General features: G+C 70.5%; 20 protein-coding genes. 11 read left to right on the top strand and 9 right to left on the bottom strand.

Translation table 11 applies throughout. The features are described from left to right. Positions 1–95 precede the first annotated feature (95 nt). Positions 96–806, bottom strand: coding sequence for a DUF4232 domain-containing protein (locus ACWD26_RS34050; protein WP_451275841.1), 711 nt, complete (start codon positions 804–806; stop codon positions 96–98). A gap of 228 nt (positions 807–1,034) precedes the next feature. Between ACWD26_RS34050 and ACWD26_RS34045 the strand changes: the two genes are divergently transcribed. The 3 genes from ACWD26_RS34045 to ACWD26_RS34035 all read left to right on the top strand — a co-directional run bounded on the left by ACWD26_RS34045 (position 1,035) and on the right by ACWD26_RS34035 (position 3,972). Continuing rightward, positions 1,035–2,549 carry a helix-turn-helix domain-containing protein gene (locus tag ACWD26_RS34045; protein WP_451275839.1) on the top strand — a complete coding sequence of 505 codons (1,515 nt, stop codon included), beginning with the start codon at positions 1,035–1,037 and terminating at the stop codon, positions 2,547–2,549. A gap of 96 nt (positions 2,550–2,645) precedes the next feature. After that, the gene (locus ACWD26_RS34040) at positions 2,646–3,002 is read left to right on the top strand and encodes a DUF805 domain-containing protein (RefSeq protein WP_451275837.1); all 357 of its coding nucleotides are present in this window, start codon (positions 2,646–2,648) and stop codon (positions 3,000–3,002) included. Between the two features lie 67 nt (positions 3,003–3,069). Beyond that, a complete protein-coding gene (locus tag ACWD26_RS34035) occupies positions 3,070–3,972 on the top strand; it encodes an SAM-dependent methyltransferase (RefSeq protein ID WP_451275835.1) in 903 nt (300 codons plus the stop codon). A 75-nt stretch (positions 3,973–4,047) separates the two neighbouring features. Here the strand turns inward: ACWD26_RS34035 and ACWD26_RS34030 are convergent, their stop codons facing one another. After that, the gene (locus tag ACWD26_RS34030; protein WP_451275833.1) at positions 4,048–4,980 is read right to left on the bottom strand and encodes an aminoglycoside phosphotransferase family protein; all 933 of its coding nucleotides are present in this window, start codon (positions 4,978–4,980) and stop codon (positions 4,048–4,050) included. Positions 4,981–5,109: 129 nt separating this feature from the next. Between ACWD26_RS34030 and ACWD26_RS34025 the strand changes: the two genes are divergently transcribed. Further along, the gene (locus ACWD26_RS34025) at positions 5,110–6,393 is read left to right on the top strand and encodes an aminotransferase-like domain-containing protein (protein WP_451275831.1); all 1,284 of its coding nucleotides are present in this window, start codon (positions 5,110–5,112) and stop codon (positions 6,391–6,393) included. A 60-nt stretch (positions 6,394–6,453) separates the two neighbouring features. On the opposite strand, the gene ACWD26_RS34020 is transcribed toward ACWD26_RS34025, so the two are convergent. Next, positions 6,454–7,299: a DUF4253 domain-containing protein gene (locus tag ACWD26_RS34020; protein WP_451275830.1), complete on the bottom strand. Its 846-nt coding sequence runs from the start codon at positions 7,297–7,299 to the stop codon at positions 6,454–6,456. A gap of 152 nt (positions 7,300–7,451) precedes the next feature. Continuing rightward, complete coding sequence (gene argS / locus ACWD26_RS34015; RefSeq protein ID WP_451275828.1) at positions 7,452–9,221, bottom strand: arginine--tRNA ligase; 1,770 nt, start codon at positions 9,219–9,221, stop codon at positions 7,452–7,454. A gap of 532 nt (positions 9,222–9,753) precedes the next feature. Between argS and lysS the strand changes: the two genes are divergently transcribed. Continuing rightward, complete coding sequence (gene lysS, locus ACWD26_RS34010; RefSeq protein ID WP_451275826.1) at positions 9,754–11,517, top strand: lysine--tRNA ligase; 1,764 nt, start codon at positions 9,754–9,756, stop codon at positions 11,515–11,517. A gap of 71 nt (positions 11,518–11,588) precedes the next feature. Here the strand turns inward: lysS and ACWD26_RS34005 are convergent, their stop codons facing one another. The 3 genes from ACWD26_RS34005 to ACWD26_RS33995 all read right to left on the bottom strand — a co-directional run bounded on the left by ACWD26_RS34005 (position 11,589) and on the right by ACWD26_RS33995 (position 15,161). Beyond that, a complete protein-coding gene (locus tag ACWD26_RS34005) occupies positions 11,589–12,980 on the bottom strand; it encodes a DUF2637 domain-containing protein (protein ID WP_451275885.1) in 1,392 nt (463 codons plus the stop codon). Between the two features lie 157 nt (positions 12,981–13,137). Continuing rightward, complete coding sequence (locus tag ACWD26_RS34000) at positions 13,138–14,097, bottom strand: hypothetical protein (RefSeq protein ID WP_451275824.1); 960 nt, start codon at positions 14,095–14,097, stop codon at positions 13,138–13,140. A 113-nt stretch (positions 14,098–14,210) separates the two neighbouring features. Continuing rightward, positions 14,211–15,161, bottom strand: coding sequence for a DUF3558 domain-containing protein (locus ACWD26_RS33995; protein ID WP_451275822.1), 951 nt, complete (start codon positions 15,159–15,161; stop codon positions 14,211–14,213). Between the two features lie 204 nt (positions 15,162–15,365). Here ACWD26_RS33995 and ACWD26_RS33990 point away from each other — a divergent pair, with 204 nt between their 5' ends. Continuing rightward, entirely contained in the window at positions 15,366–16,559 is a 1,194-nt protein-coding gene (locus ACWD26_RS33990) for an RtcB family protein (protein WP_451275820.1), read from the top strand. A 41-nt stretch (positions 16,560–16,600) separates the two neighbouring features. Further along, a complete protein-coding gene (locus ACWD26_RS33985) occupies positions 16,601–16,936 on the top strand; it encodes a YnfA family protein (protein WP_451275818.1) in 336 nt (111 codons plus the stop codon). 9 nt (positions 16,937–16,945) lie between these two features. Here ACWD26_RS33985 and ACWD26_RS33980 read toward each other — a convergent pair whose 3' ends face one another. Then, complete coding sequence (locus ACWD26_RS33980; RefSeq protein WP_451275816.1) at positions 16,946–17,380, bottom strand: ester cyclase; 435 nt, start codon at positions 17,378–17,380, stop codon at positions 16,946–16,948. A 93-nt stretch (positions 17,381–17,473) separates the two neighbouring features. On the opposite strand from ACWD26_RS33980, the gene ACWD26_RS33975 reads away from it, so the two are divergent. Then, positions 17,474–18,250: an SDR family NAD(P)-dependent oxidoreductase gene (locus ACWD26_RS33975; RefSeq protein WP_451275814.1), complete on the top strand. Its 777-nt coding sequence runs from the start codon at positions 17,474–17,476 to the stop codon at positions 18,248–18,250. Further along, positions 18,250–18,399 (top strand): hypothetical protein, encoded by a 150-nt coding sequence (locus tag ACWD26_RS33970; RefSeq protein WP_451275812.1) that lies wholly within the window; start codon positions 18,250–18,252, stop codon positions 18,397–18,399. The genes ACWD26_RS33975 and ACWD26_RS33970 overlap by 1 nt, the downstream gene beginning before the upstream one ends. On the opposite strand, the gene ACWD26_RS33965 is transcribed toward ACWD26_RS33970, so the two are convergent. Continuing rightward, complete coding sequence (locus ACWD26_RS33965; protein WP_451275810.1) at positions 18,383–19,210, bottom strand: AraC family transcriptional regulator; 828 nt, start codon at positions 19,208–19,210, stop codon at positions 18,383–18,385. The two genes, ACWD26_RS33970 and ACWD26_RS33965, sit on opposite strands and share 17 nt — an antisense overlap. Before the next feature lie 196 nt (positions 19,211–19,406). On the opposite strand from ACWD26_RS33965, the gene ACWD26_RS33960 reads away from it, so the two are divergent. After that, positions 19,407–20,498 (top strand): LLM class flavin-dependent oxidoreductase, encoded by a 1,092-nt coding sequence (locus ACWD26_RS33960; RefSeq protein WP_451275883.1) that lies wholly within the window; start codon positions 19,407–19,409, stop codon positions 20,496–20,498. Continuing rightward, positions 20,495–21,076 (top strand): CE1759 family FMN reductase, encoded by a 582-nt coding sequence (locus ACWD26_RS33955; protein WP_451275808.1) that lies wholly within the window; start codon positions 20,495–20,497, stop codon positions 21,074–21,076. Before ACWD26_RS33960 ends, ACWD26_RS33955 begins: the two co-directional genes overlap by 4 nt. Positions 21,077–21,123: the final 47 nt, after the last annotated feature.

Here is a 21,123-nt window from a genome sequence, read left to right as displayed (position 1 = left end):
CATCCAGGCCCGGTGGGGTTCCGCGGGCGGTTCGGGATGCGGCCCCAGGCGGCGTGGTGTCCGCCGCCTGGGGGGACGCGCTGAGAGGCCGCCGCTCAGTACATCAGGGCGTCCTCGATGGTGGACTGCCAGTAGGTGACGGCCACCGTGCTGTCGACGTACACGCCGCCGGCCGGGAGGGCGGGGGACGCGGGGGAGCCGGCGTCGCCGCCCTCGCGGTCCTGGAAGTAGACGACGGCCTTGTTCTCCGTCGAGCCGCCCTCGCCGCTGCCGTCGGCGGAGGAGAGGAGGACGCCCGCGTAGCCGGACTCGCCGGGAGCGAGGGTCACCACGGCCTGCGGCTGGGACTCCTCGATGACGCGCGGTGCCGACTGCGCCTCGCCGAAGCGGACCGAGGGGGCGTAGTAGAGGTCGCAGTACTTCGAGCCGGTGTTCTTGACGGTGATCAGCATGTGGTTGATCGGGCGGGACACCCGCTGGGTCGTCACCGTGGTGTTGGAGCCGTTGCAGGTGACGCGGTTGGCGGGGTCCCAGGGGTCGTCGCTGACGGCTTTCGAAGAGGCCTTGTGGGAGGCCTTGTCGGCCGTGGCGCCGCCGGTGGTGGAGCCGGACGTGCCGGTGGTCGTGCCCGAGCCGCCGGTGGTCGTGCCCGAGCCGCCGGTCGTCTGCGAGGTGCTCGCCGAACCCTCGTCCCGGGGGCCCATTCCGTTGTCGCACGCCGTGAGGGCGAGGGCCGCGAGGGCGACTCCTGTCGCGGCGAGCAGACGGGCGGGGCGGGCGGTACGAGCGGTGCGGAACGTGCGCATGGTGAATCCCTTTCGGACAAAGCCAGTTGAAGAGGCTGAGAACAAGTGCTCGAAGCCGCGCCGCTCGACCGGTCTGCCGGGAGCGGCGTGCTTGGATGACCAGAGCTTGCGGGGTGATCCGTCCCAGCCGCCACAGTTGGCGGCCGATCAGGGACGCTGGAATGCCCGCAACGGCTTTGACCTGGGGAAACGTTGCTTCCCTGGAACGCGGAACGGGACGTGAGGGACGTGAAGGCTGACTTTGCCGAGCTCCTACGGGAGTTGAAGGAGCGCTCCGGGCTCAGTTACGGGGTGCTCGCCAAGCGGCTCCACATGAGTACGTCGACGCTGCACCGGTACTGCAACGGGGACGCCGTGCCGACGGACTACGCGCCCGTCGAGCGGCTCGCTCGCCTCTGCAAGGCGACGCCGGAGGAGCTGGTCGAGCTCCACCGGAGATGGGTGCTCGCGGACGCGATGCGGCGGCACAAGGGGGATGACTCCGTCGGTTCGGCGGCGGTGGGGGCGGCTGCGGATCGGGTGCCTGCGGAGGGGCCGGCTCCGGAGGCGGTGCCTTCGGGTGGGGTGCCAGCGGACGGGGCCACTGCGGAGGGGCCGGCTGCGGAGGCGGCGGCTGCGGGCGCGGTGCCTTCGGAGGGGTCGGCCGGGCAGGTGGCGGCCGTGGAGGAGCGGCCGGAGTTGGAGGCGGTCGTCGGGGACCAGGGTTCCGGTGTGGCGAAGGCCCCGCCGCATGCTCGACGGCGTACCCGGCTCGCCCTCGTGGCCGGGGTGGCCGTGGCCGCCGTACTGGGCGCGGTGACGCTCGCCGCCAGTCTGTCGCCGGGCGGGACGGAGGACGGAGCCGGGCGGAAGGCCGGGTCGGCGTCCGTCGGGAGCGACGGGAAGGACGCGGCGGACGAAGGCGCCGCCTCGCCGTCCAGCGCCTCGCCTTCCGCCACGGCGAGCAGGAAGGGCAAGGAGGGCGACAAGGGGGGCGACGGCGGCAAGGGCGACAAGGCCGACGGCAAGGGGGCCGGTGCCTCGGTCACCACCGAGCCGACCAGCCCCGGCGAGGGCGGTGAGGACGCCTCCCTCCCGGCGCCGCTGTCCGTGAAGGTGGAGCCGTACACCTGGGAGAGCCCCTGCGGTCAGCGGTACCTGGTCGACCGGCCGCCGGCGAAGGTGGGGCCGCCGCCGCCGGAGCAGGACGCGCCGGCCTGGGTGAGGTCCGCCGGGGCCGTCTCGTCGGGGGAGCAGTTCCTGACGCTCACCCTGCAGGGCACCGGCGAGGAGACCGTGGTCGTACGGAGCCTCAAGGTCCGGATGGCCGACAAGCGGTCGCCCCTCGCCTGGAACGACTACGCCATGGGGTACCCCGGTGTCGGCTGCGGGGCCGGCGTACCGACCCGGTCCTTCACGATCGCCCTCGACGCCGCGCGCCCCGATGTCCAGCCCAAGGCGGGCAGCAGGGACTTCCCGTACTCCGTCAGCGAGTCCGACCCCGAGGTGTACTACATCACCGCCGACGCCTCGGCGTACTACGTCAGCTGGTACCTGGAGCTGGAGTGGACCAGCGGCACCCGCAGCGGCACGCTGACCGTGAACGACAACGGTCAGCCGTTCCGTACGAGCGGCAACAACGGGCGCCCGGCGTACGAGTACCCGCTGGGCGGGCCGAAGTGGGTCCCGGAGGGGACGACCTTGGGCGAGAACGGCGAAAGCAGCGACAGCAGCGAAAGCGGCGACAGTGGTGAAGGTGGCTGAAGCGGTTAAGGAATTGACGAGTCCTCGTCAATCGGCATAACTTCTGCGCCTGTCCTGATGTGCAGGGCAGGCGTGTGCCGATTCTCGGGGGAAGCTATGAACTGGTTCGTCGAGGTGCTCAAGAAGTACGCGGTCTTCAGCGGGCGGGCGCGTCGCCAGGAGTACTGGATGTTCACGCTGATCAGCTCGCTCATCTATCTCGGGCTGGTCATCCTCGGCCTCGCCATGGACACCGAGGTGCCCGAGATCGTCTTCGCCGTGGCCATCTTCCTACCGTCCCTGGCTGTCAGCGTCCGGCGACTGCACGACACCGGCCGCAGCGGCTGGTGGGTCCTCATCGGGCTCGTCCCCTGCGTCGGTCTCATCTTCACGATCATCTTCATGGCCACCGAGGGGCAGCGGGACGCCAACCAGTACGGCCCCGACCCGAAGGCGTATCCGGCGCAAGCCTGACGCGGCAACTCCCCTGGGGCGTTAGGTTGTTGGTCATTCAATGACCCGACCCCCCAGGGAGAGCTTGATGGCCGGTGACGCGCTCAGCCAGGACCCCGCCGAGCTGCGGAAGAGGATCGACACCACCAAGGCGCACCCGGCGCGGGTCTACGACGTCTTCCTCGGCGGCAAGGACAACTACCCGGTGGACCGCGAGGCCGCCGGCGCGGCCCTGGCGGCGAACCCGCGCGGATACCTCGACGTCCGGCACAACCGGGACTTCCTGCGCCGCGCGGTGAGCACGCTCACCGAGGACGAGGGCATCCGGCAGTTCCTCGACATCGGCACCGGCCTGCCGACCGCCGAGAACGTCCACCAGATCGCCCAAGGCATCGCCGCCGACTCCCGGGTCGTGTACGTCGACAACGACCCGGTGGTGCTCGCCCACGCCCGCGCGTTGCTCACGAGTGGGCCCGAGGGGGCGACGGACTACATCGACGCCGACCTCACGACGCCGGCGCGCATCCTCGAAGCGGCCGCGAAGACGCTCGACTTCGACCGGCCGATCGCGCTGTGCCTGGTGGCGATCCTCCACTTCATCGAGGACGACGAGGCGTACCCCGTGGTGCGGGAGCTGGTGGAGGCGCTGCCCGCCGGGAGCCGGCTCGTGCTCAGCCATCTGACCGAGGACCTCAATCCGGCGAAGATCCGCGCGGTGCAGGAGACCTACACCACGCGGGGGTTCACCTTCGTACTGCGGTCCAAGGCCGAGGTCGCCCGCTTCTTCGAGGAGAGCGGGCTCTCGGTGGACGAGCCGGGGGTGGTGCCGGCGCATCACTGGCGGTTCGAGGGTGGGGCGCCGTTGCCGGAGGCGATCGAGTCGCTGCGGCTCGCCGCGATGGACGACATCGAGAAGGTTCGGTATCGGGACATCAACGATGTGACCGACGCGGACATCAACGTGTACGCGGCGATGGGGCGGAAGGGGTAGGGGGCAGGCGCAGCCCCGCGCCCCTTCAGGCGCGCAGCCCCCGTTACCAGACGCGCGGCCCCCGTTACCAGGCGCTCAACCCCCCGTTCCGAACCACGTCTCCGCCAGCGCGTCGAAGTTCTGGCTGGGCGGGGCCGGGAGGCTTCGCAGGTACCAGTTCAGGTCGCTGTAGACGTGCAGGAGGGTGTAGGCCATCAGTTCGCGGGGGTCGAACGGGGGGTGGCCGTACGCCTCGTAGAAGAGTTTGAGGAGGGTGGGGTCGGCTCGGGTCAGGAAGAGCCCGACGCTGACGAAGTCGTAGGCGGGGTCGCCGACCATGGCGGGTTCGAAGTCGAAGAGGCCGGTCAGGCGCCAGCCGTCGTGCGGGTCCACGGTGAGGTGCTCGCGCATGAACTCGGTGTGCAGGAGGACCGGTCGGCGCGAGGCGGGGAGCGGGACGGAGCGGAGGAAGTCCGGGATCTGTTCCAGCCAGGGGCCCGTGAGGCCGCCGCTCCGCTGCTGCTCGACCGCCGCCGCGCGCTGTGCGGCGATGAACCTCCCCCAGTCCGGCGGTCCGGTGAGGGAGACGATCGGGGCGGCGTCCAGGGCGTGCAGGGCGGCGAGGCCCTCGGCGGCCTCGGCGACGATACGTTCCTGGTCGGGCCGGGGGATGCGGGGCCAGACCTCGTTGAGGTCCTCGCCGGGCAGGCGGGACATCAGCGCATAGCGCCAGCCGTTCTTGTACTGGTCGGCCGAGTGCAGCCGGGGTGTGGGGATGGGCAGTTTGCCCCACAGGAGGGACAGCAGCCGGGCTTCCCGGATGGCTTCGTCCGCTTCGAAACCCGGATACAGCTTGAGGACGAGGGCGTCACCGACGGCGTACACCGGCAGCGAGCCCTCGGGGAAACGCACGATTCGCGCGCCTGCGAGACCGAGTTGACCACAGAGATCCTGGGCGGCCGGTCGCAGCAGCGCCTCGTCACCGACGACTTCTTCCAACTCGTCGTTCGTGTCCACGCTGGGGAGCATGCGCGCAGCCTAGGGGGTGCGCAGGGCGGTCCGCATCGCGGAAATGGTGGATGTAGGAGGCATGTATCGGGCTAGGGTGCGGGCAGGGGGCGGGGTTCTGCCGTCCGGGAGTGCCGAAGGAGCCGTGGGATGGGTGCCGTGGATGCTGTGCGGGGCGCGGATGACGTGGGGTTTGTCGCGGTGGAGGGGGATCCGGGCGGGGCGGCGGGCGAGGACGCGGTGGACGGCGGGGCGGCCGTGCCCGCCTTCGCCGAGCGGGTCGCGGCTGTCGGAGGTTCCCCCGTACGGGACATCCTCGCCGTCACCTCGCGTCCCGAAGTCGTCAACTTCGCGGGTGGGTTGCCCGCGCCGGAGCTGTTCGACACCGAGGGGATAGCGGCGGCCTACCGCGATGTGCTCGCCGAGTCGGCCGGGCGCGCCCTGCAGTACGCGACGACCGAGGGCGAGCCCGCGCTCCGGGCGGCTCTCGCCGCGCGGTACGGGGCGCGGGGGCTGGCGACGGACGCGGACGAGGTGCTCGTCACCACCGGGTCGCAGCAGGCGCTGTCGCTGCTCGCCACCGCGCTCGTCGAACCGGGGGACGTCGTACTGGTCGAGGACCCCTGCTATCTGGCGGCGCTTCAGGCGTTCCGGTTCGCGGGGGCACGCGTGGTGGCCGTGCCGGGCGACGCGTACGGCGTGGACCCGGAGGCGCTGGAGAAGCTGGTGGTGCGGACCCGGCCCAAGCTCTTCTACACCGTGCCCACCTTCCAGAACCCGACCGGGCGCACCCTTCCGGCCGCGCGGCGGGCGGCCGTCGCCGCCGTCGCCGCCCGGCGCGGGCTGTGGATCGTCGAGGACGACCCGTACGGCGAACTCCGCTTCGAGGGCCACCGGGTGCCGTGGATCGCTTCGTACCCGGGCGCCGAGGACCGTACGGCCCTGCTGGGCTCCTTCTCCAAGGTGATGGCGCCCGGTATGCGGCTCGGGTGGCTGCGCGCGCCCGCCGGGCTGCGCCGGGCGTGCGCGGTCGCCAAGCAGGCGGCCGATCTGCACACCCCGACCGTCAACCAGCTCGCCGCGGCCCGCTATCTGGCCGACCGTGACCTGGACGCGCATGTCGCCCGGGTCGCCGCCGCGTACCGGGAGCGCCGCGACACCATGCTCGCGGGGCTGGCCGGGGCGCTGCCGGAGGGGTCCGTGTGGAACCGGCCCGAGGGCGGCATGTTCCTCTGGGCCCGCCTTCCTTCGTCCTACGACACCACCGCCCTCCTCCCGCGCGTGGTCCGCCAGGACGTGGCGTACGTGCCCGGGGCGCCCTTCTACGCCGGGGAGCCGGACCGGTCGACGCTGCGGCTGTGCTTCGTCACACAGGCGCCGGAGGAGATCCGGGAGGGGCTGCGGAGGCTGGGGGAGGGCTTGCGGGGCGAGTGAGGGGGCGTTCCGGGGCGAGTGAGGGCGTTCCGGGGCCCGCCGCGCGTCCCCTCGGCGGCCTCAGTCCCACCAGAAGGACCACGTGCGCTCGCCGGGCAGGGTGCGGGCGTACGACTGGCGGGTGCCGTCGGGGGTGCCCTGCCGGACGTTGTCGGGGCAGAAGGCGAAGTGTTCGGCGGCGACGGCCTCGGCTTCGGCCTCGGTGGCGGGTGGGACGGCGACCGAGAGGACGAGCTGGTCGTAGGTGAGGGCGATGACGCGTATGCCGAAGCGGTCCTCCCAGGAGCGCAGGACCGCGCACAGCCTCGCCACGTCGTTCTCGTGGTTCATCGGGCCGCCCCAGCCGATGGCCGCCGGGATGTCGGCGCTGCGGCGGGCGGGGACCAGGGCGAGGCGGGGTTCCTTCAGCCGGGAGGGGTCCTTGACGAGGGCGTCGGCGGTCTCGGCGGCGAGGGCGTCCGGATCGGGGGCGAGGGCGTCCGGGTCGGGAGCGGAAGAGGGTGCGTTCCGGGCGGGGCCGGGCGTGGGGGCTTCGGTGAGGCCGGGCCAGTCGGGGTCCTCGCCGGTCGCGTACTCGTCCCAGAACTCGGCCAGGACCTCGTCCGCGTCGTGGTCCCCGGGGTACGACATCTCGCCGGGCGCCAACTCCCACCCCTCCGGCCCGCCCTGGCTGCCGCCGACGTCCAGCAGCACCGGGAGCAGACCGGCCGTACGGCGTGCGGGCTGGACGGCGGTCCAGACGCCGGGCGTGGCCGGCTCGTCCGCGCACCACAGCAGCGGCTCGTGCCACGGACCCTCGTCCGTCGCATCGATCAGCCGCCCCTGCGGAAGCGGGATCTCAAGCCCGAGCACACGCCCGCTCGGGTCGGCCGCCAGCTTGGGCAGCGGGTTGGGAAGTGTCGCCATGCCGGTGACTGTAAGGGCAGCCACTGACAGTCACCGACGGACGGACGGACGGACAGACGGCCGGCTCGCGCGCGCGGGAGGGCTCCTGTCCCGCTGTGTCCCGAAGGGCAATGCCCGAAGAGACGGTTGCGGCCAACTCCCAAGAGAGCGGTTCAGAGCTTCTCGGGCGTCCTGATGCCCAGCAGGGCCATGCCCTGGTGCAGGGTGCGGGCCGTCAGGTCGACCAGGAACAGGCGGTTCTCCACCTGGGCCGGGGTCTCGGCCTTCAGGACCGGGCACTGGTCGTAGAACGTCGTCAGCAGCGTCGCCAGCTTGAAGAGGTACGCGGCCAGCTTGTGCGGCTCGTACGACTGGGCCACCTCCGCCAGCGTCTCGCCGAACTGGTCCAGGTGCAGGCCCATCGCCCGCTCGGCCGGGGCCAGTTCCAGCTCCGGGTGCGCGGCCGGCGCCGTCTCGCCCGCCTTGCGGAGGATCGACTGGATACGGGCGTACGCGTACTGGAGGTACACGGACGTGTCGCCGTTCAGCGAGACCATCTGGTCCAGGTCGAACTTGTAGTCCCGGACGGCGGACGTGGACAGGTCGGCGTACTTCACCGCGCCGATGCCCACGTGACGGCCGTTCTCGACGATCTCCTGCTCGGTCAGGCCCACCTTCTCGGCCTTCTCCCGGACGACGGTCGTGGCGCGGTCGATCGCCTCGTCCAGCAGGTCGACCAGGCGGACCGTCTCGCCCTCACGGGTCTTGAACGGCTTGCCGTCCTTGCCGAGGACCGTGCCGAAGGCCAGCTGGAACGCCTTGACGTCGTCGTCGTTCAGCCAGCCCGCCCTGCGCGCGGTCTCGAAGACCATCTTGAAGTGCAGGGACTGGCGGGCGTCCACGACGTACAGGAGCGAGTTCGCCTTGAGGTTGAAGACGCGGTCCCTGATCGCGGAGAGGTCCGTCGCCGCGTAGCCGTAGCCGCCGTCCGACTTCTTGACGATCAGGGGGACCGGGTTGCCGTCCGGGCCCTTGATGTCCTCGAAGAAGACACAGAGGGCGCCCTCCGAGCGGACCGCGACGCCCGACTCCTCCAGGAGGCGGCACGTCTCGTCCAGCATGTCGTTGTAGCCCGACTCGCCGACGATGTCCGCGTCCCGGATCTCCATGTCCAGCTTCTCGAAGACGGAGAAGAAGTAGATCTTCGACTCGTCGACGAACTTCTGCCATGTGGCGAGGGTGTGCGGGTCACCGGCCTGGAGGTCGACCACCCGCCGGCGGGCCCGCGTCTTGAACTCCTCGTCGGAGTCGAACAGCCTCCGGGCGGCCTTGTAGAGGCGGTCGAGGTTCGACATCGCCTCCTCGCCGCTCACCTGGGCGTCCTTGTGGTCCAGCTCGTGCGGGTGCTCGTCCAGATACTGGATCAGCATGCCGAACTGGGTGCCCCAGTCGCCGATGTGGTGCCTGCGGACCACGTTCTCGCCGGTGAACTCCAGGATCTGGACGACCGCGTCGCCGATGACGGCGGAGCGGAGGTGTCCGACGTGCATCTCCTTCGCCACGTTCGGCTGGGCGTAGTCGATGACCGTCGTACCCGGGTGCTCCGCGAACGGCACGCCGAGACGGTTCTCCGCGTCCGCGTAGCGCTCCGCGAGGTTCGCCGTGATCGCGTGGTCGGTGAGGGTGATGTTGAGGAAGCCGGGGCCGGAGACCTCGATCTCCTTGATCAGCTCACCGGACTCCACCTGGGCGACGACCTGGGTGGCCAGCTCCCGGGGGTTCGCCTTCGCCTTCTTGGCGAGGGCGAGGATCCCGTTCGCCTGGTAGTCCGCCCGGTCGCTGCGTCGCAGCAGCGGGTCCGCGTCCGCGGTCGGCAGGGTTGCCGAGAGGGCGGTTGCGAGGCGCTGGTGGACGGAGGCGGTGAGGGACGTGACCGAAGCCATCAGGGGGTGCCGTTCTCCTCGGGGTACGGGTGGATGTCGTCAGTATCCCACGGGGGGTAAAGGGGTTTTCCTGGTGCGGGGGGCTGGGGTGAGGGCGCCTGAGGGGGAGGGGGTTCGGGTGCGTCGGCGGGTGCGGGTGCGTGGGGCTTCTCGCGCAGTTCCCCGCGCCCCTGAAAAGCAGGGGCTGCGCCCCGTGCTTTTCGGCCCGCGGCCCCGTGGTCTTCCAGGCCCGCGGCCCGTGCTTTTCGGCCCGCGGCCCCGTGGTCTTCCAGACCCGCAGCCCCGTCGTCTTCATGCCAGCGGCCTCGTCGTCTCCATGCCCGCAGAGCCGTGGTCTTTCAGGCCCGCAGGGCCTGATCTTTAGGGGCGCGGGGAACTGCGCGAGAAGCCCCACCGACCCGCACCCGCCGACGGACCCGCATCCCCGAGTAAATAGGCGCCCGGTTCGACCCACGGAGTGAAAGGCTGGGAGAATGGCGCGGTCGCCCGGGACCGTAACCGGCGGCCATGGAAACTCCAGGAAAAAGAGGACGTGCCGATCGTGGCTCAGAGCACCGAGACCACCGACTGGGTCTCCCGTTTCGCGGATGAGGTCATCGAGGAGTCGGAGCGTCGGGCCCCGGGCAAAGCGACATCACCCGCTAACGCTCCGGTGGTCGTCGTCGCGTCCGGACTCTCCCCCTCCGGCCCGATCCACCTCGGCAACCTCCGCGAGGTCATGACCCCGCACCTCGTCGCCGACGAGATCCGGCGCCGCGGGTACCAGGTCCGGCACCTCATCTCCTGGGACGACTACGACCGCTACCGCAAGGTCCCCAACGGCGTCGAGGGCATCGACGCCTCCTGGGCCGAGCACATCGGCAAGCCGCTCACCTCAGTGCCCGCCCCCCGTGGCTCCGCCCACCCCAACTGGGCCGAGCACTTCAAGGCGGCGATGATCGACGCGCTCGCCGAGATGGGCGTCGAGTTCGACGGGATCAGCCAGACCGCGCAGTACACCTCCGGGGCGTACCGCGAGCAGATCCTGCACGCCATGAAGCACCGCGGTGACATCGACGCGATCCTCGACCAGTACCGGACCAAGAAGGCCCCGGCCAAGAAGCAGCAGAAGCCGCTGGACGAGGCCGAGATCGAGGCCGCCGAGGGCTCCGGCGCCGCCGCCGAGGACGACGGCAGCTCCGGCTCCGCCGGGTACTTCCCGTACAAGCCCTACTGCGGGCGGTGCGAGAAGGACCTCACCACCGTCACCGCCTACGACGACGACACCACCGAGCTGACCTACACCTGCACCGCCTGCGGTTTCTCCGAGACCGTCGCGCTGAACGAGTTCAACCGCGGCAAGCTGGTGTGGAAGGTCGACTGGCCGATGCGGTGGGCGTACGAGGGGGTTGTTTTCGAGCCCTCCGGGGTCGACCACTCCTCGCCCGGGTCCAGCTTCCAGGTGGGTGGGCAGATCGTCGGGATCTTCGGCGGGAAGCAGCCCATCGGGCCGATGTACGCCTTCGTCGGGATCAGCGGCATGGCCAAGATGTCGTCGTCCAAGGGCGGTGTGCCGACGCCCGCCGACGCGTTGAAGATCATGGAGCCGCAGATCCTGCGCTGGCTCTACGCCCGCCGCCGGCCCAACCAGTCCTTCAAGATCGCCTTCGACCAGGAGATCCAGCGGCTCTACGACGAGTGGGACAAGCTCGACGCCAAGGTCGTGGACGGGTCCGCCCTCCCCGCCGACGTGGCCGCCCACTCGCGTGCCGTGCGCACCGCCGCCGGTGAGCTGCCGCGCACGCCCCGCCCGATGCCGTACCGGACCCTCGCGTCCGTCGCCGACATCACCGCGGGCGCCGAGGACCAGACCCTGCGCATCCTCAGCGAACTCGACCCCACCGACCCGCTGTCCGCCCTCGACGAGGTACGGCCCCGGCTCGACAAGGCCGAGGCCTGGATCAACACGCAGGTCCCCGCCGACCAGCGGACCATCGTGCGCGACGAGGCCGACGCCGAGCTGCTGAAGTCCCTCGACGAGCAGTCCCAGCAGTCGCTGCGGCTGCTGCTCGACGGCCTCGCCGAGCACTGGTCGCTCGACGGGCTCACCCATCTCGTCTACGGCGTGCCCAAGGTGCAGGCCGGCTTCCCGGCGGACGCCACGCCCAAGGAGCTGCCTGCCGAGATCAAGACCGCCCAGCGGTCGTTCTTCGCGCTGCTCTACCACCTGCTCGTCGGGCGTGACACGGGTCCGCGACTGCCCACGCTGCTGCTGGCGGTGGGGCAGGAGCGGGTGCGGCGTCTGCTCGGGGAGTAGACCGGCCTCGCTCGACGACGATGGGGGCGCCCGGTGTTCGCCGGGCGCCCCCATCGTCGTACGGGTGCGGGTCACGCGATGTGGTCGTCCTCCAGCTCCGCGGTGTGGCGGTTCTGGAAGCGCAGCACCATGCGCTTGGCCTCGGCGTCCAGGACCGTGACGCCGTAGGTCATCTCGACGTTGTCGCTGAACTCGCGAGGGGTCGGGTAGCCGCTGCCGGGCACTATCGACTGCTTGAAGACCTGGTAGTACGCCTCTTCGTCGGGCTCCGGGGCGCCGCCGCCCTCACCCAGCTCCCGCGTGCGGCCCGGGCCCGCCGGGATGGGGAAGCTGCCGGTCTCCTCCGAGGAGGGGTCCTGGGGCTGGCCCTGGGCTTGGGGCTGGCCCTGGGCCTGAGCCTGGGGTTCGGGGGCCTGGAACTGTCGCTGCTGGTAGCGGGGGTCCCGGGGGTCCGGCTCGAACTGCTGGTATTGCTGGTACTGCTCCGGGTCCTGCTCCTCGTACCAGTCCTCGTACTGCTCCTCCGGCTCGTACGACGGGTCGTAGCCGCCCTGGTAGGGGACCTCCTGGGGGTGGCGGGCGTGGAGCCAGGGGCTTTCGTCCACCGGGGGCCCCTGCTCGGCGTATCCCTGTTCCTGGTGCTCGGCGTACTCCGGCCGCTGCTGGGCGGGGGTGCTCTCCAACTGGGGGCGCTGCTCGCCGGGAGGTGCCGCTCGCTGTGGGACGGGCGCCGCCCCAGCGGCACGACTGCCCGCAGCCATGTCGACCTCGACCTGCGGCGCCGGGGGCAGCAGTGCCGGTTCGATGCCCGCCGCCGCCAGGCCCGCCGGGGCCGTCTCCGCCAGGGGGACGCCGTAGCGGGCCAGGCGCAGCGGCATCAGGGACTCCACGGGGGCCTTGCGGCGCCATGCCCGGCCGAAGCGGGAGCGAAGGCGGGCCTGGTAGACGAGACGTTCCTGCTCCAGCTTGATGACCTGTTCGTAGGAGCGGAGCTCCCAGAGCTTCATGCGGCGCCAGAGAAGGAACGTGGGCACGGGGGAGAGCAGCCAGCGGGTGAGGCGGACGCCCTCCATGTGCTTGTCGGCGGTGATGTCGGCGATACGGCCGATGGCGTGCCGGGCCGCCTCCACCGAGACGACGAACAGGATCGGGATCACCCCGTGCATGCCGACGCCCAGCGGGTCCGGCCAGGCCGCCGCGCCGTTGAACGCGATCGTCGCCGCCGTCAGCAGCCACGCCGTCTGGCGGAGCAGCGGGAAGGGGATGCGGATCCAGGTCAGGAGCAGATCCAGGGCCAGCAGGACGCAGATGCCCGCGTCGATGCCGATCGGGAAGACGTACGAGAAGTTCCCGAAGCCCTTCTGGAGGGCCAGCTCCCGCACCGCCGCGTACGAACCCGCGAAGCCGATCCCGGCGATGATGACGGCGCCGAACACGACCACGCCGATGAGAACGCGGTGCATTCGAGTCAGCTGCATTGGCGCGGCCACCCGTACTCCCCTCCCCTTGCGTGTTGTTGCGCGCAACAGGGTGGCACATGTGTACGGCGAACGGGTTGCCGGATGGTGTCGAGCCCGGCCCCCACAGGGACCGGGCTCCGGTGAAACACCAGGTCAACGGCTACGACTTGGTCTTCCTGCTGCCCGACGTCGAGGAGTCCGAGCCCGAATCGGAATCAGAGTCGGAACTCACATTCGCGCCCTGGCCGCCCGACGAGGAGGACTTCGACGCACTCGGCGACGGCGTCTTGGAGGCGCCCTTCGACGGGGACGCCGACGCGTCCGTGCCGTCGTTCGCCTCCTCGACCGCCTCCACGGCCTCCTTGGCGGCGGACTTCGCGGACTTCAGCAGCGCGGCCGCCTCCGGCGCCTTCTCGCCGGCCAGACCGGCGCCGTTGTAGTCGACGGTGATGACCACGTTCTCCGTGCGCACCACGATCGTCTGCTGCTTGAAGGTGTCGCCGTCCTTCTTCAGGTCGTACAGGACCGCCGTCGCCTGGTCGCCCGTGCCCGTCACCGGCTCCGTCTTGACGCTCTTCGCCCCGTCCACGGCCTTCGCCGCGGTCAGCTTCGACTCGTACGCCTTGGCCGCCCGGTCCTCACCGGGGCCGTTCGCCGCGTCCGACGCCAGCAGATGCAGCGACACGCTGAGCCAGCGGTACTGGGAGCCGTCCACCCCGTTGTTGTCGAGGCTGATCCAGCGGCAGTCCCCGGTGACGTTCTCCTCGGCGGCGTTGATCGCCTTCCCGGACTTCACGCCCTCCGGCACCAGCGACTTCAGCGTCTTGTCGGCGAACACCTCGCACGCGTCCGGCAGCGACGCGTACTTCGCCACGACCACCTCGGGCGTGGCGCTCTCCGTCGCCGTCTCCTTCAGCCCCGCCGGCGTCTCGTCACCGGAGGCGCTGTCGGTGTCGGAGCCCGACGAACAGCCGACGGCCAGCAGCATCACCGGCACGACCGCCGCGCCCACGAGCACCCGCCCACGGCCCGGCCGCCCACGGCGTCCGACAAGCGACACCCGCGCCGAACGCGCGATTCGCGGCGACTGAAGCTGATCTGACTCTGCGGCTCGTTGCATGGTTCCTTCACAATCGGATCGGGTCTCCGAGGGGCCACGGTACGCGGTGAGGAAGAAGTGCGGTCCTGATTCAGGTGGTTCACGCGGACGCCCGAACCACCCCCGACCACCGCTCAGTCGTCGAACGCCTCGGCCAGTCGCTCGGCCAGATTCCGGGCCCTGTCCTGCATTTCCGCACTGTCCGGCACCGCCGTCGTGGTCGCCGGCTGCTCCTCGTACTCCACCGTCACGATCACGTTCGACGTGCGGAACACCACAGTCACGGTCCGCTGCCGGCTCGTCCCGAGCGCGTCGTCGAGGAACGCCTCGTCCCCGAGACCGTCGAGTGTGCGGGGCTGGAGGGAGGCGGTCGCCGAAGGCGAGGGGTCGGAGGAACCGGAGGCTTCGGAAGATCCATCAGATCCATCAGATCCATCAGATCCATCAGATCCATCAGATCCATCAGATCCGTCAGATCCGGGTGAATTGGGAGAAGCGGAGGAGTTGGGGGAATCGGGGGATTTCGAGGTGGAGGGTGTGCCGGAAGCGGAAGGTGAGGCGTCGCTCGACGGCGTGGCCGTGGCCTCTCCCGTCTCCTCCCCCTCCTCGCCCGCCCCCTCGGAGACGGTGGGCGACGGCTCCGGGAGGTCCGCCGCCTCGACCTTGCCGCCGTACACCTCCTGCGCCTTGCTGTCGTCGCTGACCGCGTTGTCGAACGACACGACGCGCTCGAAGTCGACGAACAGATAGTGGGTGGCGTCGGTGGACTCCACCTTCCAGCGGCAGCCGGCCTTGCGGTCCGTGTCGTACGTCTGCGTCGCCTCGCCCTCGTACGCCAGTTCGCGCTGGGTGGGGTCGGTGAGTTGCTTGATGCCGGGGAGGAGGGAGTCGAGGGTGCCGTGGTCGATCGAGCCGCAGGGTTCCGGGAGCGTGTCGTAACGGCCGGGCTGGGCGACGGTGGCCGTCGCGGTGGCGTTGCCCGGGCGTGGGTCGTCGGCCGAACCGCTGTCGTCCGAGCCCGTGCACGCGGCCAGCAGAGCCGCGAGGAGCACGGCGACGCCGGGTACGTACGCCTTCCGCTGCACGGTGGGGCTCCTCTCGACGGGGTCCCTCGGGACGCCTGCGCTGGCCAGCCTGTGGTTATTCACTTGCCGCCCGGGGGTGACCCCCGGGCACCATGTGTATCGCACGCACTGCCGTGGACGCCGGTCCGTCATCCCTTTCGTTGACCTTGGCGCCGGTTTTGCGTTCTGAGACTTTGATCTTCTTTTCGGGGGAATGAGGGCGATATGTCGTACGTCGAGATACCGGGCGCGAAGGTACCCATCCGGATGTGGACCGACCCCGCGTCGGTCGAGGAGGGGGCACTGCAGCAGCTGCGCAACGTCGCCGCCCTCCCCTGGATCGAGGGCCTCGCCGTCATGCCGGACGTCCACTACGGCAAGGGCGCGACGGTCGGGTCCGTCATCGCGATGCGGGGCGCCGTGTGTCCGGCGGCGGTGGGTGTCGACATCGGCTGCGGGATGTCGGCGGTGAAGACGTCCCTGACGGCCAACGACCTTCCCGGCGACCTGTCCCGGCTCCGGTCGAAGATCGAGCAGGCGATTCCGGTGGGGCGGGGGATGCATGACGACCCCGTCGATCCGGGGCGGCTGCACGGGTTCGCCGGTGCCGGGTGGGACGGGTTCTGGGGGCGGTTCGACGGGGTCGCGGAAGCGGTCAAGTTCCGTCACGAACGGGCGGGAAAGCAGATGGGAACGCTCGGCGGCGGAAATCACTTCGTCGAGGTCTGCACGGATACGACCGGTGCTGTCTGGCTCATGCTGCACTCCGGCTCCCGGAACATCGGCAAGGAACTGGCGGAACACCACATCGGCGTGGCCCGTGAACTCCCGCACAACCAGGGCCTGATCGACCGTGACCTCGCTGTCTTCGTCGCGGACACCCCGCAGATGGCGGCGTACCGCAACGATCTGTTCTGGGCGCAGGAGTATGCGAAGTACAACCGCTCGATCATGATGGCGCTCCTCAAGGACGTCGTCCGCAGGGAGTTCAAGAAGGCGAAGGCGGCCTTCGAGGGTGAGATCAGCGCGCACCACAACTACGTGGCCGAGGAGCGCTACGAGGGGATGGATCTCCTGGTGACCCGTAAGGGCGCGATCCGCGCGGGCTCCGGCGAGTACGGGATCATCCCGGGCTCGATGGGCACCGGCTCGTACATCGTGAAGGGGCTCGGCAACGAGAAGGCCTTCAACTCGGCGTCGCACGGCGCCGGTCGGCGGATGAGCCGCACGGCGGCCAAGCGGCGCTTCTCGACGAAGGACCTGGAGGAGCAGACGCGGGGCGTGGAGTGCCGTAAGGACTCCGGTGTCGTGGACGAGATCCCGGGCGCCTACAAGCCGATCGAGCAGGTCATCGACCAGCAGCGGGACCTGGTCCAGGTGGTGGCGAAGCTGAAGCAGGTCGTCTGCGTCAAGGGCTGAGGCCCGCCGCGCGCGTCCATCGGCGTGGGAGGCTGAGCCGCATGGTCATCGCCCGCTCCGCCGCCCTGTTCGTGCTCGCCGCACTGTTCGAGATCGGCGGGGCCTGGCTGGTGTGGCAGGGGGTGCGGGAGCACCGGGGGTGGGTGTGGATCGGGGCGGGGGTCGTGGCGCTGGGGGCGTACGGGTTCGTGGCGACGTTCCAGCCCGACGCGCACTTCGGGCGGATTCTGGCAGCGTACGGCGGGGTGTTCGTGGCCGGGTCGATCGCCTGGGGGATGGTCGCGGACGGCTACCGGCCCGACCGGTGGGACGTGACGGGCGCGTTGATCTGTCTCGCGGGCATGGCGGTGATCATGTACGCGCCGCGGGGCGGTTGAGCGCTCAGGTCAGGACGGCTCCTCCGGCAGCAGTCCCAGTTGTCCCAGGAACTCCATCTCGTCGAAGTAGAGCCGGTAGTCGACGATCTTGCCGTCCTTCACCGTGACGAAGTCCACTCCGCGGATCTTTACTTCCCTCTGGGTCGCGGGGAGGGTCTCCCCGGACGGCAGCTGGATCGGCCCGGTGTTCGTTCCGCTGAAGAACCCCTCGTCGATGGCCGTGTCGCCGACCTCGTACGCGTGCACCGTCTCGAACGTCCCGTCGGGGATCGCTTCGGTCATCTGGCGCCAGTACTCGACGATGTTGTCGCGCCCGCGGATCTCGCCGCCGTCGGGGGTGACGGCGATCGCGTCCTCGGCGTACAGCGCACCGAGGGCCTTCAGGTCGGGGTGCGTCGTCACCGCGTCCGTGAGCCGGTCCATGACCTCACGTGCCTGTCCCATGATCCACCTCCAGGGCAGAGGATCACCCGTCTCATTGTCCCACCGCCCGCCTATCCTGGCCGGACAAGGATTCGAGCACTCCCAGGAGCAGCCATGGCCACCGCCGCACCGTCCGCCGCCTCCCGCATCGCCGTCGTCACCGGTGCGAGCAGCGGGATCGGCGCCGCGACGGCCCGGCAGCTCGCCGCGGCGGGGTACCGGGTCGTGCTGACCGCCCGCCGCAAGGACCGTATCGAGGCGCTGGCCGAGGAGATCAACGACGGCGGCGGACAGGCCACGGCGTACGCCCTGGACGTCACCGACCGCGCGGCCGTGGACGAGTTCGCGACCGCGTTCCGGACGATCGGTGTGCTGGTCAACAACGCGGGCGGCGCGCTCGGGGCCGACCCGGTCGCCACCGGTGACCCGGCCGACTGGCGCACGATGTACGAGACGAACGTCATCGGCACGCTCCACGTCACCCAGGCCCTGCTGCCCGCGCTGACCGCGAGCGGTGACGGCACGGTGGTCGTGGTGTCCTCGACGGCCGGGCACGGGACGTACGAGGGCGGCGCCGGCTATGTCGCCGCCAAGCACGGCGCGCACGTCCTCGCCGAGACGCTGCGGCTGGAGATCGTCGGGACGCCGGTCCGGGTCATCGAGATCGCGCCCGGCATGGTGAAGACCGACGAGTTCGCCCTGACCCGCTTCGGCGGCGACGCGGAGAAGGCGGCGAGCGTCTACGAGGGCGTGGCGGAGCCGCTGACCGCCGACGACGTCGCCGACACGATCACCTGGGCGGTCACCCGGCCCAGCCACGTCAACGTCGACCTCCTCGTCCTGCGCCCCCGCGCCCAGGCCTCCAACACCAAGGTCCACCGGGAGCTGTGATGGCGGAGGAGGAGCTGACGCCCGAGCGGCGTCGCCTCGCCGAGGAGAAGAAGAACGAGCGGTATGTGTGGTGGTACCTCGCGTACTTCCTGTTCGGCATCCACCTCGTGGCGTTCGTGATGATCTACGCGGTCATGCACGCGAAGTAGTGGCGAGAGGCGACACGGCCTCCGCGTACGCCGTCGGGGGCACCCCCACCGTCGCCGTGAAGTCGCGGACGAGGTGGGCCTGGTCGGCGTAGCCGAGGTCGGCGGCGAGGGCGGCCCAGTCGGTCGTCCGGTCGGTCTCGGCGCGTTCCAGGGCCTCGTGGATGCGGTAGCGGAGGATCACCCACTTAGGGCCCACTCCCACGTACGCCGAGAACAGGCGCTGCAGCAGTCGTACGGACAGGCCCTCGGCGCGGGCGAAGTCGGTGACGCGGCGGATCGTGCGGTCGGTGCGGATGCGGTCGACGAGGGCCATGGCGAGGTCCGCCTGGGGGTCGGGGCGTGGGCCGAGCCCCGTCAGGAAGGCGTCGAGGGCGGCGACCCGGGAGTCCTCGTCGTCGGGGGCGAGGATCGCGGTCGGGTCGGTGCCGGGGAACACCTCGGACTGTCGGACGCGGCGGCCGGTCCAGGCCGTCGCGGGGGTGCCCGGAGTGAAGGGGCGGAAGCCTCCCGGACGGAACTGGATGCCGCAGACCCGGCCCCTGCCCTCCAGCTTCTGCGTGAAGAGGCCGAGGCCGATGCCGGAGACCTCGGCGAAGGGTTCCTGGCCCTCGAACCGCTGGAAGACGACGTTCACCGACGGGTGCGGGACGACCTGGGAGACGTACGGCTCGGGCAGGTCCCAGTCGATCAGCCAGTAGTGCTCCAGGAACGGGCGGAGCGGCTCGGCGGGCTCGCGGCGGCGGAAGCGGACACGGGCGAAGAGCTCCGGGGCGTCCACGATGCCTCGGGTGTCACGGCGTGGGGCGGCCATGGGGAGATCGTAGGGACGACCACTGACATCGCCCCCGGCGCCGTCGCCGACATCGCCCGCGACATCGCCCGTGACGTCGCCCCGACATCGCCCCGTGACGTCGGCGTCGGCTCTGGAGGAATAGTGGGAAGGGGGCCCTCGTTCATAGGTATAGTTGAATCGTAAACAACCTGGGCCTGAGAGGGTGGCAGCGATGATGCAGTTCGGGATCTTCAGCGTCGGTGACGTGACGCCGGACCCCACGACGGGCCGGACGCCGACCGAGCGCGAGCGCATCAAGGCGATGGTCGAGATCGCGCTGAAGGCGGAGGAGGTCGGGCTCGACGTCTTCGCGACCGGTGAGCACCACAACCCGCCGTTCGTGCCGTCGTCGCCGACCACGATGCTCGGCTACGTCGCCGCGCGGACGGAGAAGCTCGTCCTCTCCACCGCGACCACCCTCATCACCACCAACGACCCGGTGAAGATCGCCGAGGACTTCGCGATGCTCCAGCACCTGGCCGACGGCCGGGTGGACCTGATGCTGGGGCGCGGCAACACCGGGCCCGTCTACCCGTGGTTCGGGCAGGACATCCGGCAGGGCATCAACCTCGCCGTCGAGAACTACGCTCTGCTGCACCGGCTGTGGCGCGAGGACGTCGTCAACTGGGAGGGCAAGTTCCGCACGCCCCTCCAGGGGTTCACGTCCACGCCCCGGCCCATGGACGACGTACCGCCGTTCGTCTGGCACGGATCCATCCGCTCGCCCGAGATCGCCGAGCAGGCCGCGTACTACGGCGACGGCTTCTTCCACAACAACATCTTCTGGCCGGCCGACCACACCCGGCGGATGGTCGAGCTGTACCGGCAGCGGTACGCGCACTACGGGCACGGCACGCCCGAGCAGGCGATCGTCGGGCTCGGCGGGCATGTGTTCATGCGGAAGAACTCGCAGGACGCGGTGCGCGAGTTCCGGCCGTACTTCGACGTGGCGCCGGTCTACGGCAACGGGCCGTCCCTGGAGGACTTCGCCGACCAGACGCCGCTGACCGTCGGGTCGCCGCAGCAGGTGATCGAGAAGACGCTGGCGTTCCGCGAGTACGCCGGTGACTACCAGCGGCAGCTGTTCCTCGTGGACCACGCGGGGCTGCCCCTGAAGACCGTGCTGGAGCAGATCGACATGCTCGGCGAGGAGGTCGTGCCGGTGCTGCGGGAGGAGTTCGCGAAGGGGCGGCCGGCGGACGTGCCGGACGCGCCGACGCACGAGGCGTTGGTGAAGGCGGCGGAGAAGAAGGAGAGCGTGGCATGAAGCTGGTCGTCGTCTCGGCGGGGCTGAGTGTGCCGTCGTCCACGCGGTTGCTGGGGGACCGGCTGGCCGCGGCGGTGGTCGGGGCCGATGCGTCTGTGGAGGTGCGGGTCGTCGAACTGCGGGACCTGGCGGTGGAGATCGCGCACAACCTCACCAATGGGTTCCCCGGCCGGAAGCTCGCCGCAGCGCTGGACGCGGTGGCGGGGGCTGATGGGCTCGTCGTCGTGACGCCGGTGTTCTCCGCCTCGTACAGCGGGCTGTTCAAGTCGTTCTTCGATGTGCTGGAGCGCGACGCGTTGGCGGGGAAGCCGGTGTTGATCGCCGCCACCGGGGGATCGGCTCGGCATTCGCTGGTGCTGGAGCATGCGATGCGGCCGTTGTTCGCGTATCTGCGGGCCGTGGTGGTGCCCACGGCGGTTTATGCCGCGTCCGAGGACTGGGGTGCGGAAGGGTTGGCCGGGCGCATCGAGCGGGCGGCTTCGGAGTTGGCTCGGCTGATGGCGGTGGCTCCGCCGGTTGAGCCGGAGGGGTTCGCTGTCGTTCCGTTCGCCGAGCGGTTGGCGGCGTTGCGGAGCTGAGAAGCGCCGTTGGGGGTTCGGGGGGCGTCGTTGGGGGGTTCGGGGGG

This window comes from Streptomyces sp. NPDC002787 (genome assembly GCF_053592095.1).
The sequence above is the reverse complement of the archived record's forward strand: the minus strand, read 5'-3'. Positions and strand labels throughout refer to the sequence as shown.

What these genes read in the sequence shown, in the direction of transcription:
- ACWD26_RS34050 (WP_451275841.1), bottom strand. Translation starts at nt 806, where the DNA reads ATGCGCACGTTCCGCACCGCTCGTACCGCCCGCCCCGCCCGTCTGCTC.
- ACWD26_RS34040 (WP_451275837.1), top strand. Translation starts at nt 2,646, where the DNA reads ATGAACTGGTTCGTCGAGGTGCTCAAGAAGTACGCGGTCTTCAGCGGG.
- ACWD26_RS34035 (WP_451275835.1), top strand. Translation starts at nt 3,070, where the DNA reads ATGGCCGGTGACGCGCTCAGCCAGGACCCCGCCGAGCTGCGGAAGAGG.
- ACWD26_RS34030 (WP_451275833.1), bottom strand. Translation starts at nt 4,980, where the DNA reads ATGCTCCCCAGCGTGGACACGAACGACGAGTTGGAAGAAGTCGTCGGT.
- ACWD26_RS34025 (WP_451275831.1), top strand. Translation starts at nt 5,110, where the DNA reads ATGGGTGCCGTGGATGCTGTGCGGGGCGCGGATGACGTGGGGTTTGTC.
- ACWD26_RS34020 (WP_451275830.1), bottom strand. Translation starts at nt 7,299, where the DNA reads ATGGCGACACTTCCCAACCCGCTGCCCAAGCTGGCGGCCGACCCGAGC.
- argS (WP_451275828.1), bottom strand. Translation starts at nt 9,221, where the DNA reads ATGGCTTCGGTCACGTCCCTCACCGCCTCCGTCCACCAGCGCCTCGCA.
- ACWD26_RS34005 (WP_451275885.1), bottom strand. Translation starts at nt 12,980, where the DNA reads ATGCACCGCGTTCTCATCGGCGTGGTCGTGTTCGGCGCCGTCATCATC.
- ACWD26_RS34000 (WP_451275824.1), bottom strand. Translation starts at nt 14,097, where the DNA reads ATGCAACGAGCCGCAGAGTCAGATCAGCTTCAGTCGCCGCGAATCGCG.
- ACWD26_RS33990 (WP_451275820.1), top strand. Translation starts at nt 15,366, where the DNA reads ATGTCGTACGTCGAGATACCGGGCGCGAAGGTACCCATCCGGATGTGG.
- ACWD26_RS33985 (WP_451275818.1), top strand. Translation starts at nt 16,601, where the DNA reads ATGGTCATCGCCCGCTCCGCCGCCCTGTTCGTGCTCGCCGCACTGTTC.
- ACWD26_RS33980 (WP_451275816.1), bottom strand. Translation starts at nt 17,380, where the DNA reads ATGGGACAGGCACGTGAGGTCATGGACCGGCTCACGGACGCGGTGACG.
- ACWD26_RS33975 (WP_451275814.1), top strand. Translation starts at nt 17,474, where the DNA reads ATGGCCACCGCCGCACCGTCCGCCGCCTCCCGCATCGCCGTCGTCACC.
- ACWD26_RS33970 (WP_451275812.1), top strand. Translation starts at nt 18,250, where the DNA reads ATGGCGGAGGAGGAGCTGACGCCCGAGCGGCGTCGCCTCGCCGAGGAG.
- ACWD26_RS33965 (WP_451275810.1), bottom strand. Translation starts at nt 19,210, where the DNA reads ATGGCCGCCCCACGCCGTGACACCCGAGGCATCGTGGACGCCCCGGAG.
- ACWD26_RS33960 (WP_451275883.1), top strand. Translation starts at nt 19,407, where the DNA reads ATGCAGTTCGGGATCTTCAGCGTCGGTGACGTGACGCCGGACCCCACG.
- ACWD26_RS33955 (WP_451275808.1), top strand. Translation starts at nt 20,495, where the DNA reads ATGAAGCTGGTCGTCGTCTCGGCGGGGCTGAGTGTGCCGTCGTCCACG.